Here is a 16,294-nt window from a genome sequence, read left to right on the forward strand (position 1 = left end):
TGATTTCTGAATAAAAGGGAAAGAAAGCAGGATGTGTCATGAGAATTATTATACTGACGAAAAATATATCATATGAGATTGATTTGCAGCGGGAGTTACAGATTTTGAGTCATGAAGTGTTCGTAGGGAAAAATACAGAAGAGGCGGAATGGTTGATAGAAAGCGCCAAATTATTTGACTGCTTATTTGTCAGTGAAACGATTGCAGATCCAGAATTTTTATTGATCAATCAGGCGTTGGCTCCTTATTATCAAAAACGAATCGTCCGTATCTTGCCAGGGAATATTGAACAAGAAGGTAAGATGGAAAAAGCTGAAAATGCCACGTACCTGAATCGCTCTTTTGTCGAGCTGAGAGAATTTTTGGCTGCACTACCACCAATTAGTCGTAAGTTAGAAAAAGCATCCGTCACGAAAGAATCCTTTCCTAAATTTCTTAGTCTACAAGAACAGATCTTTTTTAACAATTTAGGAGAAGAGCAATTTATTAACCGAGAAGACCTGTGTTGGAAAATTTGGGGAAATGGTGGAACAAACTCGAGAAAATCTCAGTTGTCGATATTAGCGAAACGAATCAATGAAAAATTAGATGAATACGACTACACTGAAAAACGGGTTCGTACCGCTTGGGGCAAAGGCTATATCTTACAATAAAAAGAAAATTGTGTGATCAAAAGAGCATCGAAGCCTTATTTCTCACGAATAGACCTCTTTGTAGCTTCGACTGCTTTTCAGGTAGAAACGACTCTGTTTTCAAATTGAGTCGTTTTTTATATAAAAATATTAGTATTAAATAAATGATGGTATCGAAAATTATGATAATGCTTTTTTTTAGTGTTAAAATAGAGATAATCAGTAATGAAAAGGAATACTACAGGATTTAAAAAGCACTTTGGAGAAACGTGCTGTAGTATCTTTCAGAGGAGGAAATGTCGTGAAGAAGATTGAGTGTGTGATATTTGATTTAGACGGAACCCTATTAGATTCGAGAGAATGCAGCATCAAGGCGACAAAAGCAGCTTTTACAGAGATGGGACTCAAAGTACCGAGTGAGGTAGTCATTGAACATTACATGGGGATACCGATCGAAGAATCGTTTTTTAAAATGTCAGAAAAGCCATTGGATCAAGAAACAGCAACGGAACTGATTCGGGTTTTTCGTACCTATTATCAAACATACGAGGAAAGTACCTTGAACGTATTTCCTGAAATTCCCCATGTCCTAGAAATCTTAATGAAACGAAAGGTTCCTTGTTTCGTGGTTTCAAGTAAGAAGACAGCGGTCGTCAAACGAAATTTGGCTGCTCAGAACCTGGTGGCGTTCTTTGAAGAAATCATCGGCTCAGATGCGGTGTCCCACTACAAGCCTCATCCAGAAGGAATCAATAAAGTAGTAACTCAGTATCAGTTTGATCCGACAAGGACGATCATGGTAGGAGATGCTATTTTTGATATCCAGATGGGCAAAGCAGCCGGTGTCAAAACCATCGCTGTTACCTGGGGCAGCCACGATGCGAAAAAACTTTCCGCTGAAAAACCAGATGCTTTGGCAGAAGCGCCGCAGGATATTTTAGATTATATCTATGCTTGATCTATTTTTACTGATACAGTTTAAAAATCATTTCTATTTTTGATCTGTAGCGTGAAAAATAGAATGGACTGAACGTCTTCTTCCAGCAGTATATTTGAGGTTTCGACCAATGATCGATAGATTCGATTATTGTTTTTTTTTGTTGGTATGGATATGGGGCGTCTATTTACATGAAGCAACAATTTTAGCTATCTGTTGATTTTTGTGGATATTATAGTCATTTTCTTGTCATTAGAGACGATCTAGTTGCATTCGGGCACTACTTTTTAGCAGAAGGGAACGGGGCCGCCTCTTTTTCACTCTTATTTCTTTTATTTAATAAAAAGTAATTATAAGAGAATCTGAAAGGGAAACTATAATAGGCGTAACTGATTTTCTTAATGTGTCTGCATTGGTAAGAGCTAAAGACCCAATCATTTTTAGTGGTTTTTGGACAGCTAAGCTTCAATTAAAAAAACTATCGGAAGAAAATCAAAGCGAGCAGAAGGGATAGCGCTACTTTCACCAAAAAAAAATAGATGTAAAGGAGTAAGGATATGATATCAGAAAATATCAAGGAACCGAAAGACTATTTGTGTTATTCAAAAGAAGTGTTGCTAAGTTTAGGGGTAATGACAGATTTCCCCAAAATTTTTCATTTTTATCAAGAACTCTGCAATGAATTTGAGTACATTTATTATGATCGATCAAAAAATTTATTTGATCAGCTCAAAGCACTTCTAGCAATAGATGCGCAGATTCAAATTTTACTGGAACTTTTTGAAAATAGTAGAACAAACCTATGCAAAGAGTTTTGTATGGATGAGCATGAAATTATTTGTATGATCAAAAATGATAAAAAATCTTATTATCGCGAGCTTACAGGTCAAAAAAACAATCAAGTACCAAAATGGAGTTTAATTTATTTAAGTGAGGAGTAAGCATATTTTAGGATAATTCAACCATCTCAAGAAAGAACACATGGAGCAATAACGCGATGAACACGGGAGTAGAGGAATAGAAAGAGGGATCACAATAACAGAATCCCATCTTATGATCTAGTAAAATAGTCTAGCGCACTTTCCTTGTGATTTGTTATACTAATTCTAAGGAGCTGATCTTGACACCTTGTGTTCGGCAAGTACGTTCATGTGAGCGCTTTATTGATTGAGTGAGAAAAGAGGGAATGATTTGACGAAGAAAATTGTCTTTTTAGATGTAGATGGAACATTGTGCGATGATGCGGGAAACGTACCTGAAAGTGCTCGCCAAGCGATCACAGCGGCACATAAGAAGGGGCATGAATTTTTCTTGTGTACGGGTCGTTCAAAAGCCGAAATCACAGAAGATGTACTGGCACTGCCTTTAAGTGGAATGATTGGTGCCGGCGGCGGTTATTGCGAGGTGCACGATGAGGTGATTTTGCACAAAGTTTTTGAAAAGGAAGCCTTATTAAGACTGATCGATTTCTTAAAAGCAAACCAAATCGAGTATTACTTGGAATCGAATCAAGGATTATTTGCCAGTACCAATTTACGAAATCGGTTGATTGAGATCGTCTTAGCAGGTGAGCCTGTTGAAAGTGAAGCAGGAAAACAACGTGTTCAAACTATTCAGTGGTTCCTTGATATATTGATTGAGGACGAAGCGAAAATCGATTACGATGACGTGAACAAAGTTTCCTTCATCAATCATTCCATTCCTTATGAACAGGTTCATGACCAATACCACGAACAATTCCAAATGATTCGCAGTACAGTTCCTGTTTTTGGCAAAGACAGTGGCGAGATCGGCATCAAGAATATCCACAAGAAAACAGCCATCGATTTTCTCTTGAACCATCTAGGGATCGATAACAAAGATACCTTGGCGTTTGGTGACGGCAATAATGATGTCGAAATGTTTGAAGCCGTTGCGACAGGAATTGCGATGGGCAATGCCTGTGAACAGCTATTGGCAGTAGCTGACGAGGTGACGGCTCGTCCAGAAGACGGCGGGATTGCGCAAGCACTCCAAAAGCACGGTCTGGTGTAACCACTAAGAAGCAGATGTCTGCACAATTCTTTTGTTTCCTAGAGGAATTGATCAGGAGTTGAGCAACGTTGTTAAAGTGACCTGTAAAACCAACGATTGACAAGGAGGCTGGGTAAATGAAGGAAACGACCTTTTTTTGTTATCTTGAACAAGCTTTGAAAAACCTGAAGGCGACAGAAGCCCTGCGTTTTAATATCGAAGGCGAAGTCAAGCGGCTGATGAAGGTGTACAGTGAAGCAGAAACTTGTGAGAAAGTAAAAGAGGATCCCTTTAAAAAGTAAGGCCTTTTTCTTATGAAACACAGCGAATAGAACAAACACCCAACCTCGTGAAAGGCACAAAAGCGATCAATGCTTCCTTTCAGGGAGGAATACTCAGGTAACTAGTTGTTGTATCAAAAAAGACTGATTTCAATTGAATCAGTCTTTTTCGTTTTTCTCAAGCAGTCAGATAAGCCACTAAAATAGCAAACAGGTCGAACAAGACATGTGTGCCCCAACTAGTCAGGATCGAGTTGCTCTTGATGGCAGCTTGGTTAAATAGCAAGCGCGCCACCCCTTGAATGAAAAGAATATGGACCAAGGTATGGAAAACATTGCCGTTGTCATAAGTGCTGTAATGAACCAAGCCAAAGATGATCGCGGAAAGGATGCTGGCAACTGGCAAGGTACATTTACTAGAAAAAATCGCTAAAAAGAAGATAGAAAAGAGTTCTTCTCCAAGTAACATGATTGGAATAACGAGCAGAGTCAACCACTGAAAGCCTTCGTTCACCGGATTTCCGTGAAGATCCCACTTTAGTCCATATTGCAAAACGAGAGAAACGAGGAAGCTGATCAGGATGTTTAAAAGAAAATACTTGCTGATCGTCTTCACTGGTGCGATGGGTTTTCCGAAGAGCTGCTTGACTGCTTCTTTACCGTAAACCAGCCGTAATGCCCAATAGCTGGCAATCGATAATGAGAAGATGCTGACGATGGCAGGGGCATACAAAAGACCGACCAAACCGATACCTGCGAGGACTGTTCCTAGTAAAGCGTTGTTCCATGAGATTTGTTTTCCTATAAGTTTGTTCATTTACTTTTCTCTCCTTATTAAGCTATAGAGCATGTACTATTTAGCTGTTTTCTCTGATTCTTCTGCAGTATGTTTTTTGTGCCGCAACATAAGCGATAAGTACGACAATGAATGTTTTGGTTAATTTTCGTTATTATCGATTCATTTGCGCCAATTCTTTGTACGGTACAAATGATAGAGTAATCGATAACGAGTTTCTGAAACAAGATGGTCGTATATTTCGGACTTTTTATGGTTGTGCAACTAAGTGATGGAGGATGCACAAGTACTAAGTTACTTCATTAAGAAAGGAAAACTGACTTCCAGTTTCGATGGAATAATCGTCAACAAAGAAACGACATCGCTATGTTCTCTTGAAATCGACTAAAAATTCCAGAATATTTCGAAAAATACCATTGCTTATTTATGGCAAAACCATTAGTATTATTAGAAAAACTGATGGTGAATCGATGATAAAGCGTGACTTTAGCATTGAGAAAGCCGAATCAGTGGCATGAAATAGGAGTGATAAGTGTGGAAGAGTTATGGAATGTATTGAAACCAGCCGAACAAGTCGAACTGAAATTAAGAAAATTGTATACGCAGCATCATTTTTCACCTTATCACTCGAACAATTTTGAAGAGTATCGCAACTATCAGCAAAATGATCAGTTCTTGCGTGGTTCTTCCATCATCACGTTTACAGGCACGGATGGCAGGACGATGGCGCTAAAACCTGATGTCACCTTGTCGATTGCCAAAAATACACCTTCTGGAGAAGCGCGCAGAGTGTATTATGTGGAGGATGTCTATCGACAGGATCGTCAAGCAGGGGAATACCAAAAGATCGATCAAATCGGTTTGGAGCTCATTGACCAAATCACATGGGAAGATCAACTAGAGGTTGTAAAACTGGCTTGGGAAAGTTTGGCTCAGGTGGGAAAAGGGACTTTAGATCTGTCCCATATGGGGATTTTGGACGGTATCTGCCAACGCTTCCCCGAAGCGGATCGACAAAAGGTACTGCACTGCCTACGGGACAAGAGTTCTCATGGCATGGATGCACTGACCGAAAAGGCTGGCTTGTCAGCAACAGAAGCTGAAAAATTGGCGAAACTGGTACGTTTGTCAGGTGATTTTGAAACCAAGTATCAAAAAGCCAAAGAGCTGCTGGCAGAGTATCCCCAAGCACAAGCTGGTTTAGCAGAACTAAAACAACTGTATCAAGCATTGCAAAAAGAACAACTGTCAGCCTCCATTCGGATAAGGCTGGATTTTTCAATTTTAAATGATGCCGATTATTACAGTGGCTTGCTGTTTCAAGGATTCATCGAAGAAGCAAGAGAGACGATTTTATATGGCGGCCGTTATGATCGCTTGATGAGTCGGCAAGGCAAAGAGCAAGGGGCGATCGGGTTTGGTATGAAGCTCAACCATGTAGGGCAAAAGGTGCCGACTGACAACGAAAGTTCAGGCTATTTGAACATTGCGCTACCTAAAGGCCGCATGGGGGATGCCGTATACGATTTATTCACGAAAGCTGGAGTCGCTGCGCAAGGTGTCTTCAAAGACAATCGCCAACTAATTTTTTGTGATGAAGAAAACAAGCTGCGCTTTTTCTTAGTCAAGCCGAGCGATGTGGCGATCTATGTGGAGCACGGAGTGGCGGATATCGGTGTCGTAGGCAAAGATATTTTAATGGAAAGCAAGGCAGAAGTCATCGAATTTCTTGATTTGCATATGGGGGTCTGCCGTTTGGCAGTAGCTGCGCGTACGGATTTCGAGGAAGATTTCTCCCGCCCGCTGCGGGTCTCCACAAAATATCCGCAGATCACCCGCCAGTTTTATCAAGGGCTAGGTCGCTCGGTGGAATTGATCCAACTGCATGGATCGATTGAATTGGCTCCTTTATTAGGTCTCTCCGATGTGATCGTTGACATCGTCGAAACGGGGACGACACTAAAAGAAAATGATCTAGAAGTGATCCAAGACATCGCGCCGTCTTCAGCGCGTTTAGTGATCAACCACGCCACGTGGCGTTTCAAGCAAGAGCGCATTCAAACAGTGATTGAGAAGGTGAGGGAGCAATTATGAGAATTTTTTCGACCCAAAAAGATACGATCGAAACGATTGTGGCAAGGAAACAGTCGGAAACGAAGGATGTTTCAACCGTTGTCGCCCAAATCATTGCCCGTGTTCAGCAGCAAGGAGATCAGGCGTTGTTTCAATTAATTGAAGAAATCGATCAAGTGAGCTTGACTTCCTTAACCGTCAGTCTTGATGAGGTTGAAATGGCTTTCCAAGCCGTCTCCCCTGAGCTGCTTGAGGTGATGGAACAGGCGAAAGAAAACATTTTGGCATTTCATCAAAAGCAAGTCCAGCAAGGCTTTGTCTTAACGAAGGAAAATGGTGTTGTGATGGGACAGCGGGTCTTGCCATTAGCAAAAGTCGGGGTCTACGTTCCTGGCGGCACAGCAGCTTATCCTAGTACAGTTTTGATGGATGTCCTGCCAGCAAAAATCGCCGGGGTCAAAAAAATCATTATGATCACACCGACGGACAGTCAGGGAAAAGTTCCGGCTGCTATCTTAGCGGCAGCTTCCGTTGCTGGAGTGGATGAAATCTACAAAGTCGGTGGTGCCCATGGCGTAGCGGCATTGGCTTATGGGACAGAAACGATTCCCAAAGTCGACAAAATCGTCGGACCAGGAAATATTTATGTCGCCACAGCGAAAAAAATGGTGTACGGCGAAGTTGATATCGATATGATCGCAGGGCCCAGCGATGTGCTGATCATCGCCGATGCTAGCGCAAATCCTCGTTGGCTGGCAGCGGATCTTTTGGCACAAGCCGAGCATGATATCTTAGCGCAAGCCATCTTAGTCACAACAGAAGCAGCTTTGATTGAAGAAGTACAAGCCGAGCTTGAGTTGCAGCTGAAGCAACTGCCCCGCAAAGACATTGCTGCTGCGGCGCTTGAATCTAGCGGAAAGCTGATCCTAGTCAAAGATTTGACCGAAGCACTTACCATTGCCAATCAAATCGCCCCAGAACACCTTGAATTAGCAGTGGCAGATCCTTTTGCTTTGTTGGGACAAGTAGAAAATGCGGGCAGTGTCTTTTTAGGACATCATACACCAGAAGTGCTGGGAGATTATTTTACTGGACCAAATCATACCCTACCGACGGAAGGGACCGCCCGTTTTTACTCGCCGTTATCAGTGGATGATTTTATTAAGAAAAGCAGCTACTTGTATTACCCAGAAGCAGCCATGAAGGCGGCTGGTCCAGCCGTAGCGTTGTTCGCAGAAACCGAAGACTTGATCGGCCATGCCCGTTCGATCAATGTACGAAGAGAGGGAGAAAAATGACCTTTTTACATCAAAAGTATCACAAGCTGACTCCTTATACACCAGGGGAACAAGTAGACGAGCAAGCCGTTATTAAACTGAACACCAATGAAAGTCCTTATCCGCCAGCGCCAAGTGTTCAAGCAGCGGTTGCCGATGCCGCCCACAAGCTGAATCGTTACTCGGATATTGCTGCTGAAGTGGTGACAACCCCTCTGGCTGCTTATCTTGGCGTTACACCAGCCCAGCTGTTTCTCGGTAATGGCAGTGACGAAGTCTTGTCCTATCTCTTTCAAGGCTTCACGGAAAACGGCATCGCCTTTCCCGATGTGACCTATGGGTTTTATCAAGTGTATAGTGCCTTGTACCAAGTCGCTGCCACCGTTGTTCCGCTGCAAGAAGATTTCTCGATTGCGTTAACGGACTACGATTCGCTCAAAGGGACCGTTATTTTTGCCAATCCCAATGCGCCGACTGGGGTTTATCAAGAACAAAGTGAAATTTGTACCTTTCTAAAACGGCATCCCGATCGCTTAGTGATTGTCGATGAAGCCTATATCGATTTTGGCGGCTCTTCAATGGTTTCTTTGATCGATCAATACCCAAATCTCTTGGTTGTGGGGACGTTTTCGAAATCTCGGCAGCTGGCAGGGGCACGCCTAGGCTTTGCGGTTGCTAATGAAGGACTGATCCAAGACTTGAATCGGTTGAAATTTAGCTTGAATCCTTACAATGTCAATAGTTTGACCCAAGCCGCAGGTGCAGCCGTTTTGCAGGAACAAGCGTATGTCGATGAGAAGATCCAAGCAACGATCCACGTGCGTGAGTGGAGCAAGCAAGCCCTAGCGAAGCTCGGCTTTGAGCAGACCGACAGCCAAGGAAATTTTTTGTTTGCAAGGCACCCTGCGATTGCTGGTGAAGAGTTGTATCATGCACTGAAAGAGCAGAAAATCTTCGTCCGCTGGTTTAACCAGCCCCGCATCAAAGAGTATTTACGGATCACGGTAGGAACGAAGGACCAGATGGAACGATTGATGACGGTGTTAATAACGATCATAGAAGAGGTGAAGGAATGAGAAAAGCAGAAGTTACCCGCAATACGACGGAAACCAAGATCCACCTGCAGTTGACGATCGATGGTACTGGTCAGCAATCAATCAAGACTGGTGTGGGGTTTTTAGACCACATGCTGGAATTATTTGTCCGCCACGGTCGCTTTGATTTGACGTTGGTCTGTGATGGTGATACAGAAGTAGATGCCCATCACACAACAGAAGACGTTGCCATCGCCATTGGCCGAGCGTTTTCAGAAAGTCTTGGGGAGCGACGAGGCATCAAACGTTATGGCAGTATGCTGCTGCCGATGGACGAAGCCTTAGTCATGACAGCGATCGATATTAGCGGTCGTGGCATGGCAGTCGTAGAGTTGGCGATACCGAGCAAAAAAATCGGGCAGCAGTTTGATACGGAATTGGTTGAAGAATTTTTCATTGCTTTTGCCCGTGAATTAGGTGCTACGATCCATCTCCATCAAATCGCTGGCAAAAACAGCCACCACATTGTGGAAGCTTGTTTTAAAGGCTTTGGGCGTGCTTTAGGTGAAGCAGTAGCGATCAATCAAGCAGCCCCAGATGAGATCCCTTCAACCAAAGGGACGATCCAGTGATTCATGAGGGAAAAATGATTACGTATCTTCCACACAGAGGGATGAGATAAGGAAAGGGGCGTATTATGTTAGCAATCATCGACTATGGGGTCGGCAATTTGTTCAGCTTGTCTCGTTCGCTGGACTTCTTGGGTGTTGAGTGCCGAATCACGCGTTCACTAGCAGAATTAAAAGCTGCCGACCGCATTCTTTTACCCGGCGTAGGGGCTTTTGGCGATGCCCGTCAAAAGTTGGCAGAGTTGTCGCTGATCGAACCGATCCAAGAATTGGCAGCAGCTGGTAAACCCTTTTTAGGTATTTGTTTGGGGATGCAGCTGTTGTTTGACAGTAGTGAGGAGTTTGGTACACATGCGGGGCTCGGTTTGATTCCAGGACGGATCGTTTCCATGCAAAGTGCCTTTGAAGAAGCCAAACTGAATCTGAAAGTGCCGCAGATTGGGTGGAATCGTTTGACTGTCAGAAAAGAAAGTCCCTTAGTCAGCGGGCTAGGGGAACAAGACTTTGTCTACTATGTCCACAGTTATTTTGCTACTGATTGCCAAGAGTATGTCGTGGCAGACAGTGACTATGGTCTGGCGATTCCCGGTATCGTGCAAAAAGACAATGTCTTCGGCACTCAGTTTCACCCAGAAAAAAGCGGGGCTGTCGGGTTGAAGATTTTAAAAGCATTTACGGAGGTGCCGCTATGAAAATTTTTCCAGCAATCGATCTGTTAGATCAAAAAGTGGTCCGTTTGTACCAAGGAGACTATGAGCAAAAAGAAGTGTTTGGGGATGATCCTGTGGCATTTGCTCGTTCATTTGAAGAAGCGGGTGCCAACTATCTGCACCTCGTCGACTTAGATGGTGCCAAAGCCGGCAAACTCCATTACTTTGATGTCGCAAAAAATATCGTCCAGCAGACCAATCTGTTTGTCGAAGTTGGCGGCGGGATTCGTGAGGAAGAAACGATCCAGCATTGTTTGGCAGCAGGCGTTCATCGGGTGATCCTCGGCACGATTGCCCAGAAAGACCCAGCATTCACAAAAGCGATGCTCAAGAAATACGGCAATAAGATCGCCATTGGAGTCGATGCCAAGGAAGAAAAAGTGGCAGTGGAAGGCTGGCTCGAGAAAACGGCAACAGACGCGTTTACTTTTTGCCAACAATTGGTGGCATGGGGCGCGCAAACGATCATCTTTACCGAAATCTCGCGTGACGGTACAGGAGAAGGCATCAATCTGCCCTTATACGAAAAACTCAATCAATTGGATTGCGACATCGTGGCTTCTGGCGGCGTGGCTTCATTGGCAGATATCAAAGGATTAAAACAGTTGGGGATCTCTGGCGTGATCGTCGGGAAATCCTTATATAACGGCAGTCTCCAATTGGCCGATGTCTTAGCAGCAGGGGAGGAAAGGTCATGATCGCCAAACGAATCATTCCTTGCCTTGATGTGCGAGATGGGCGAGTCGTGAAAGGGGTCAACTTTGCTGGCTTAAAAGATGTCAATGATCCGGTGACTTTGGCGCGCTTTTACAATGAACAAGGCGCCGATGAGCTGGTTTTTTATGACATTACTGCTTCTGCAGAAGAACGCGGCTTATTCACGGACATTTTGCAGCGTGTGGCGTCAGAAGTGTTTATTCCTTTGACGGTGGGGGGCGGCATCAATCAGGTAGCAGATTTTGAACGAGTCTTAAACTGTGGTGCCGACAAAGTCAGCGTCAATTCGGGGGCGCTTCGCCGACCAGAGTTGATTGCAGAAGGCGCGAAACGCTATGGCAGCCAGTGCGTTGTTTTATCCGTTGATGTTCGCCAAGTCGGTGAGAACTGGCATGTGTTTGCTAAAGGCGGACGGGAAGATACAGGCTTAGAAGCATTGGCGTGGATTCGCCAAGCTGAGCAGTTAGGTGCTGGTGAACTAGTCATCAACAGCATGGATACCGATGGCGTGAAGCAGGGGTTTGATCTCGACTTGCTGAAAGCTGTCAGCGAAATCACCAAATTACCGATCGTCGCATCGGGTGGTGCTGGCAAAAGTACCGATTTTATCGAGCTGTTTCAATTGCCAAATATTGAAGCAGGGCTGGCAGCCTCGATTTTTCACTATGGCGAGGTAAAAATCCCAGAGCTGAAAAAACAATTACAGGCCGTCGATATTCCCGTACGAATCGTATAGAGTAGGCGTTTTGATAGGCAACAGAAGGAGTGGATAACATGGTGCAAGTACGATTTGATGAACAAGGATTGGTTCCAGTGATCGTGCAGGATGTGGAAACGAATGAAGTCTTGACTTTGGCTTATATGAACCAAGAAAGTTTGACCTTGACCTTGAAGGACCGATTGATGACCTTTTATTCCCGCAGTCGTCAAGAATTGTGGCGCAAAGGAGAAACCAGCGGCAATTACCAGCATTTAGTATCTTTGACAGCAGATTGCGATCAAGATGCCTTAGTCGCCAAAGTAAAAAAAGACGGACCTGCTTGCCATACAGGCACAGAAAGCTGCTTTACAGAAGTGCTTTATGGTACAGAATCCTCTCCAACCATCGATGCGTTGTATGAGCTGATAAAAGGTCGTAAAGATACGCCACAAGAAGGCAGCTATACCAGCTACTTGTTTGAAAAAGGCAGTGAAAAAATCTTAAAAAAAATCGGCGAGGAAGCAACCGAGGTCGTAATTGGGGCGATGAAGGAAGACCGTCAAGAAACCGTTTATGAGATTGCTGATTTGGCGTATCATACATTGGTTTTAATGGCAGAAATGGGGATTGATTTAGCGGCTATTCGCCAAGAGCTTGCCAAGCGTCATGTTGTGGATAAGAAAGTCAAACAAGAGCGGATGCAATAACGGTCAGGATTTTTCAGTAGAAAGAAAGTAGCTGACGAAAAAAAAGAAGCCCTTCAGCTATTGCTTGAAGGGCTTCTCATCCGTGAGGAAAAAGTTGATCTGCTGGTTCTTTAAGTGAGCACACAAAATTGCTATTTGTTTTCTAACTCTTCGATCAATTCTTTCATTTCTTTGATTTCTTTTTCCTGTGCGTCGATGATTTTTTCTGCAAGTTCTTTTACTCTTGGATCAGACAAATCGGCATTTTTACTGGTTAGAATCGCAATCGAATGATGGGGAATCATGGCTTTCATCCAGGCTGTATCTCCCACGGCAGTTTGGCTTCTGACCATAAAAAGTGAACTAAAAAAGAGTACAACACTGACAACTAGAATGCTGATATTCATTTTCTTGTTGTCATACATCTTCCACATAAACAATAGCATGATGATCGCCATCATCGCGCCCATCATAAGTGCCATAAACAGGCGGGTTTGGCTGAAAAAAATATGATCGAGGGCATAGACATTGAAATACATCATACAAAACATAATCACCGTCGATACCCCAATCATTACCAAAAATTTCCCATACTTCTTCATTTCTTTCCTCTCCTTTTTGTATACAAAATAAAAACAATAAAGCAATCCAAAACATCATCGTAACAGATGCTTTTTTTTGTTTATTGTTTTGTTAGAATAAATTTACTCCCTAAATCAAGTATAGCGGAGGAAATAGAATGAGAGAAGAGATATACATTTGAACGAAAACAATCGGTTCTTAGAGTAAAAAAGCGAAAACGGGATTACTCGTCTAGGTTTATTTGTTATAATCAACCTAAGAAATGGATGGTGTATAGAATGAATCACAATGATCGCTTGACGCGTTTACGCTATGCTTTGGATATCAAAGATACTGACATGGTGAAAATTTTTGAACTTGGCGGCGCTTCTTTCACGAAAGAAGAAGTAAGACAATTATTGAAGAAAAAAGACCCTGAGACCTACGAGATTGAGTGTACCAATGAAGCCTTTGAGCGTTTCTTAAATGGTTTGATTCGCTCGCAACGAGGAACAAAGTCAGATGCTGCAGAACCTGTCTTAGAGTTGAACAATGGCAATGTGAATAATTTGATGCTGAAGAAAATAAAAATCGCCCTTTCCCTAACAACGGATGAAATGCTGAACATTTTCGAGCAAGCGGGAGTTACGGTTTCAAAAGGTGAACTGGGCGCCATTTTACGCAAAGAAGGCCATCGCAATTACAAGCCATGCTTAGACAAATATGCCCGCAACTTTTTAAAAGGATTGACGATCGAGTATCGGGATAACTAGTAAAAAATCAATAATAGACTGAACTTACAATGGGGCGCCTAAAGAGATGCATGTTATGTGTCTCTTTTTATGTGTGTAAAAATAACAATTTAAATCAGTGATTGGAACGCTGACCGAGTCCAAGCTTGGAGCATGAAGAAGTAGGTTAAGTGAACGATCTGATTGCTTGAATAACCTGTTCGTTGAAACCTGACAAGTTTGGTCATTTCTGATACAAACGTTGACGTGTTCAGAATGATGAACCATGTAATACTATCAAAATGAACAGGAGCATCCTGTGTCTAAAAGTTGTAATTAACAAGTCGTCACCATCATCAGAAGGCGAAGTTTGTAGATAGGTGAAAGATAGGAAAGCGTATCGTATTTAAACGAATATAAAAGGAGAATGTTATGAAAAGGAAATTTTGGGGCTATTTGTCATTGGCGATCTTGTTAAGTCAGCCTGTGTTGGCACCTTTGGCACAAGTTATGGCTGAGGAACAGGAAACCATTCCATCAAACAAGGAAATAACGACACTAGGAACATTAGAAAAAGTGGAGGAGACTACTGAAACAGTCGATTCTTCTCGTATAGAAGAAATCAACGGGGACACCACAAGTAACTCAGAATCGCAAGAAGTGTTTAATGATGATGAGAAAAATGACTTGACGGAAAGGACAGAAAAAAAACTCCCTGATTCAAGTGAAGACACAGCTAGCTCGGCAACCGAATCGTCAGCAGAAATGAAGGAGGCATTCTCTGATCGCAGCGTTTCATTGGACGCTTGGATGCCGGATAAGAATTTGCAAAATGAGGTAGCGAAAGGGCTAAACAAAACAGTTGATACAATCACTCAAGAAGATATGGCGAATCTAAAACAGCTAGATTTTTCTTCTTTAGTTAAAGACACAGTAGTCGATTTTACTGGCTTAGAATACGCTAGCAACTTACAAGCGTTATATACGACGTCTATTATTGCTGCGAATGTTCCTAAAATCACTATGGCGGACAATGCAACATTGTTTACCCGTCCTAATGTACTAGCACAAATTTTTCCAAAAGGATCTTTTTCAAATATCCACATAGGAAATTATGATGCCTATTTGACAGCCCAAGAATTAATTGGGGTTGGTCAATATCTTAGTGGATGGGTTACAGATTATCTGACGGTCTATGCAAGTAGCATGACGGATTTTTCTAAGTTAGAGCTATCTGCAGAACACCATCAAAATTCCCAACTATCTATTATGACTCAGGAGAAAATACTATTAGAGCCAATGTTAGTAAAAGACGGCCAATCTGATGTTCTTTATAAAGACCGTATGATGGTTGATACCCAAGGAAATGCGTTGCTCTCTTCTTTGTCCAACAAAAAGTATTCTTATTCGATTCGGGGGATAGATAAAAATGGCTATATCTTTCCCTTATATGAAAATGATGGGTTTGAACTTACTGAAGAAGGGATTCAATTTAAAAATATTCCCGCCAATGTTGATTATTTATCAATCACTTCTCTTGTTCCTAATCGTTTATCCACCGAGAGAGCTGCTAGTACAGGTACCATTCAATATTTAGTGAATTATCAAATACCAGTGAAGTATGTGAATACTGCAGAAGATGTGACCGTCAAGTATGTTGATGAAAATAAAAAGACATTGTTACCAGACGTCACTTTATCAGGGGTTGTTGGTGAACCGTATACGACACAAGAAGAGCCGATTGCTGGCTATACATTGAAAGAAATCCAAGGGGATAAAACAGGTACTTTCAGTGATACCTCGCAAGAAGTCGTTTATGTATACAAACGCAGTGATGCTGCACCAGTGACAGTAAGATACGAAGATACAGAAGGCAATCAGTTAGCCGAACCAACGATTCTGAACGGCAAAGTAGGTTTGCCGTATGAGAGTGAAGCCAAAGAACTTTCAGGGTGGACGGTGACTCAAACGCCAGCGAATGCCAAAGGCATCTTCAGCGACACCGCGCAAGAAGTGGTCTATGTGTATGAACGTAGTGATGCTGCACCAGTGACGGTAAAATACGAAGATACAGAAGGCAATCAGTTAGCCGAACCAACGATTCTGAACGGCAAAGTAGGTTTGCCGTATGAGAGTGAAGCCAAAGAACTTTCAGGCTGGACGGTTTCTCAAATACCAAGCAATGCCAAAGGGATGTTCAGTACTACCGCACAAGAAGTCATCTATGTGTACGGTGCTGAAAAAGAGAATAAACCAGAGGATGATTCAGGAGCAGATACGCCTGAATCAGAAAACAAAACCCCTGAAGAAGAAAAAGAGGATAAATCAGGAAACAAAGACAATCAAATGAACACACAAACCAACACACAAACCAACGGGAAAAGTAAATTACCTGCCACAGGAGAGCAACTAACAGGTCAACGAATCATGGGCTTTTTGGGAACGATCATTGTTCTATTTTCTTTCTTAGCAATTTGGCGAAGAAAAAGAAAAACTGAGAATTAAAGCTTCTCTATA

17 protein-coding genes are annotated in these 16,294 nt (G+C 42.7%); 15 read left to right on the forward strand and 2 right to left on the reverse strand.

Going from position 1 to position 16,294, the window contains the following annotated elements:
* Positions 1-38: 38 nt before the first annotated feature.
* The 5 genes from IGI92_RS03790 to IGI92_RS03810 all read left to right on the forward strand — a co-directional run bounded on the left by IGI92_RS03790 (position 39) and on the right by IGI92_RS03810 (position 3,884).
* Positions 39-653, forward strand: a complete 615-nt coding sequence (locus tag IGI92_RS03790) for a helix-turn-helix domain-containing protein (protein WP_430608107.1) — start codon at positions 39-41, stop codon at positions 651-653.
* A 280-nt stretch (positions 654-933) separates the two neighbouring features.
* Complete coding sequence (locus IGI92_RS03795) at positions 934-1,590, forward strand: HAD family hydrolase (protein ID WP_430608109.1); 657 nt, start codon at positions 934-936, stop codon at positions 1,588-1,590.
* Positions 1,591-2,126: 536 nt separating this feature from the next.
* Positions 2,127-2,510, forward strand: coding sequence for a DUF7006 family protein (locus tag IGI92_RS03800; RefSeq protein ID WP_005237452.1), 384 nt, complete (start codon positions 2,127-2,129; stop codon positions 2,508-2,510).
* 250 nt (positions 2,511-2,760) lie between these two features.
* Positions 2,761-3,603 (forward strand): Cof-type HAD-IIB family hydrolase, encoded by an 843-nt coding sequence (locus tag IGI92_RS03805; RefSeq protein WP_430608111.1) that lies wholly within the window; start codon positions 2,761-2,763, stop codon positions 3,601-3,603.
* Positions 3,604-3,719: 116 nt separating this feature from the next.
* Positions 3,720-3,884 (forward strand): hypothetical protein, encoded by a 165-nt coding sequence (locus IGI92_RS03810; RefSeq protein ID WP_430608113.1) that lies wholly within the window; start codon positions 3,720-3,722, stop codon positions 3,882-3,884.
* A gap of 157 nt (positions 3,885-4,041) precedes the next feature.
* Here IGI92_RS03810 and IGI92_RS03815 read toward each other — a convergent pair whose 3' ends face one another.
* On the reverse strand, positions 4,042-4,680 hold the full coding sequence (locus tag IGI92_RS03815) for a CPBP family glutamic-type intramembrane protease (protein ID WP_074536369.1): 639 nt from the start codon (positions 4,678-4,680) through the stop codon (positions 4,042-4,044).
* A gap of 513 nt (positions 4,681-5,193) precedes the next feature.
* Between IGI92_RS03815 and hisG the strand changes: the two genes are divergently transcribed.
* From hisG to hisIE, 8 genes are all read left to right on the forward strand, one after another.
* Positions 5,194-6,753: an ATP phosphoribosyltransferase gene (gene hisG, locus IGI92_RS03820; RefSeq protein WP_010747551.1), complete on the forward strand. Its 1,560-nt coding sequence runs from the start codon at positions 5,194-5,196 to the stop codon at positions 6,751-6,753.
* On the forward strand, positions 6,750-8,030 hold the full coding sequence (gene hisD / locus IGI92_RS03825) for a histidinol dehydrogenase (RefSeq protein WP_430608115.1): 1,281 nt from the start codon (positions 6,750-6,752) through the stop codon (positions 8,028-8,030). Before hisG ends, hisD begins: the two co-directional genes overlap by 4 nt.
* Positions 8,027-9,085: a histidinol-phosphate transaminase gene (gene hisC, locus IGI92_RS03830; protein ID WP_430608117.1), complete on the forward strand. Its 1,059-nt coding sequence runs from the start codon at positions 8,027-8,029 to the stop codon at positions 9,083-9,085. The genes hisD and hisC overlap by 4 nt, the downstream gene beginning before the upstream one ends.
* Entirely contained in the window at positions 9,082-9,675 is a 594-nt protein-coding gene (gene hisB / locus IGI92_RS03835) for an imidazoleglycerol-phosphate dehydratase HisB (RefSeq protein ID WP_430608118.1), read from the forward strand. Before hisC ends, hisB begins: the two co-directional genes overlap by 4 nt.
* A gap of 65 nt (positions 9,676-9,740) precedes the next feature.
* Complete coding sequence (hisH, locus tag IGI92_RS03840; protein ID WP_430608120.1) at positions 9,741-10,364, forward strand: imidazole glycerol phosphate synthase subunit HisH; 624 nt, start codon at positions 9,741-9,743, stop codon at positions 10,362-10,364.
* Positions 10,361-11,080: a 1-(5-phosphoribosyl)-5-[(5-phosphoribosylamino)methylideneamino]imidazole-4-carboxamide isomerase gene (hisA, locus tag IGI92_RS03845; protein WP_301387969.1), complete on the forward strand. Its 720-nt coding sequence runs from the start codon at positions 10,361-10,363 to the stop codon at positions 11,078-11,080. The genes hisH and hisA overlap by 4 nt, the downstream gene beginning before the upstream one ends.
* Positions 11,077-11,835, forward strand: coding sequence for an imidazole glycerol phosphate synthase subunit HisF (gene hisF, locus IGI92_RS03850; RefSeq protein ID WP_430608122.1), 759 nt, complete (start codon positions 11,077-11,079; stop codon positions 11,833-11,835). The genes hisA and hisF overlap by 4 nt, the downstream gene beginning before the upstream one ends.
* Positions 11,836-11,873: 38 nt before the next feature.
* The gene (hisIE, locus tag IGI92_RS03855) at positions 11,874-12,506 is read left to right on the forward strand and encodes a bifunctional phosphoribosyl-AMP cyclohydrolase/phosphoribosyl-ATP diphosphatase HisIE (RefSeq protein ID WP_010747556.1); all 633 of its coding nucleotides are present in this window, start codon (positions 11,874-11,876) and stop codon (positions 12,504-12,506) included.
* A 131-nt stretch (positions 12,507-12,637) separates the two neighbouring features.
* Here the strand turns inward: hisIE and IGI92_RS03860 are convergent, their stop codons facing one another.
* Positions 12,638-13,087, reverse strand: a complete 450-nt coding sequence (locus IGI92_RS03860; RefSeq protein ID WP_430608125.1) for a DUF305 domain-containing protein — start codon at positions 13,085-13,087, stop codon at positions 12,638-12,640.
* 258 nt (positions 13,088-13,345) lie between these two features.
* Between IGI92_RS03860 and IGI92_RS03865 the strand changes: the two genes are divergently transcribed.
* Together IGI92_RS03865 and IGI92_RS03870 are read left to right on the forward strand one after the other, a co-directional pair.
* A complete protein-coding gene (locus IGI92_RS03865) occupies positions 13,346-13,819 on the forward strand; it encodes a DUF1456 family protein (protein ID WP_086299161.1) in 474 nt (157 codons plus the stop codon).
* A 390-nt stretch (positions 13,820-14,209) separates the two neighbouring features.
* Positions 14,210-16,282 (forward strand): MucBP domain-containing protein, encoded by a 2,073-nt coding sequence (locus tag IGI92_RS03870; protein WP_430608127.1) that lies wholly within the window; start codon positions 14,210-14,212, stop codon positions 16,280-16,282.
* Positions 16,283-16,294: the final 12 nt, after the last annotated feature.

This window comes from Enterococcus sp. DIV2379 (assembly GCF_050542965.1).
Classification (GTDB): Bacteria; Bacillota; Bacilli; order Lactobacillales; family Enterococcaceae; genus Enterococcus_D; species Enterococcus_D entomosocium.

What these genes read in the sequence shown, in the direction of transcription:
- hisIE (WP_010747556.1), top strand. Translation starts at nt 11,874, where the DNA reads ATGGTGCAAGTACGATTTGATGAACAAGGATTGGTTCCAGTGATCGTG.
- IGI92_RS03810 (WP_430608113.1), top strand. Translation starts at nt 3,720, where the DNA reads ATGAAGGAAACGACCTTTTTTTGTTATCTTGAACAAGCTTTGAAAAAC.
- IGI92_RS03815 (WP_074536369.1), bottom strand. Translation starts at nt 4,680, where the DNA reads ATGAACAAACTTATAGGAAAACAAATCTCATGGAACAACGCTTTACTA.
- hisF (WP_430608122.1), top strand. Translation starts at nt 11,077, where the DNA reads ATGATCGCCAAACGAATCATTCCTTGCCTTGATGTGCGAGATGGGCGA.
- hisC (WP_430608117.1), top strand. Translation starts at nt 8,027, where the DNA reads ATGACCTTTTTACATCAAAAGTATCACAAGCTGACTCCTTATACACCA.
- IGI92_RS03870 (WP_430608127.1), top strand. Translation starts at nt 14,210, where the DNA reads ATGAAAAGGAAATTTTGGGGCTATTTGTCATTGGCGATCTTGTTAAGT.
- IGI92_RS03800 (WP_005237452.1), top strand. Translation starts at nt 2,127, where the DNA reads ATGATATCAGAAAATATCAAGGAACCGAAAGACTATTTGTGTTATTCA.
- hisD (WP_430608115.1), top strand. Translation starts at nt 6,750, where the DNA reads ATGAGAATTTTTTCGACCCAAAAAGATACGATCGAAACGATTGTGGCA.
- hisB (WP_430608118.1), top strand. Translation starts at nt 9,082, where the DNA reads ATGAGAAAAGCAGAAGTTACCCGCAATACGACGGAAACCAAGATCCAC.
- hisH (WP_430608120.1), top strand. Translation starts at nt 9,741, where the DNA reads ATGTTAGCAATCATCGACTATGGGGTCGGCAATTTGTTCAGCTTGTCT.
- IGI92_RS03790 (WP_430608107.1), top strand. Translation starts at nt 39, where the DNA reads ATGAGAATTATTATACTGACGAAAAATATATCATATGAGATTGATTTG.
- hisA (WP_301387969.1), top strand. Translation starts at nt 10,361, where the DNA reads ATGAAAATTTTTCCAGCAATCGATCTGTTAGATCAAAAAGTGGTCCGT.
- IGI92_RS03865 (WP_086299161.1), top strand. Translation starts at nt 13,346, where the DNA reads ATGAATCACAATGATCGCTTGACGCGTTTACGCTATGCTTTGGATATC.
- IGI92_RS03860 (WP_430608125.1), bottom strand. Translation starts at nt 13,087, where the DNA reads ATGAAGAAGTATGGGAAATTTTTGGTAATGATTGGGGTATCGACGGTG.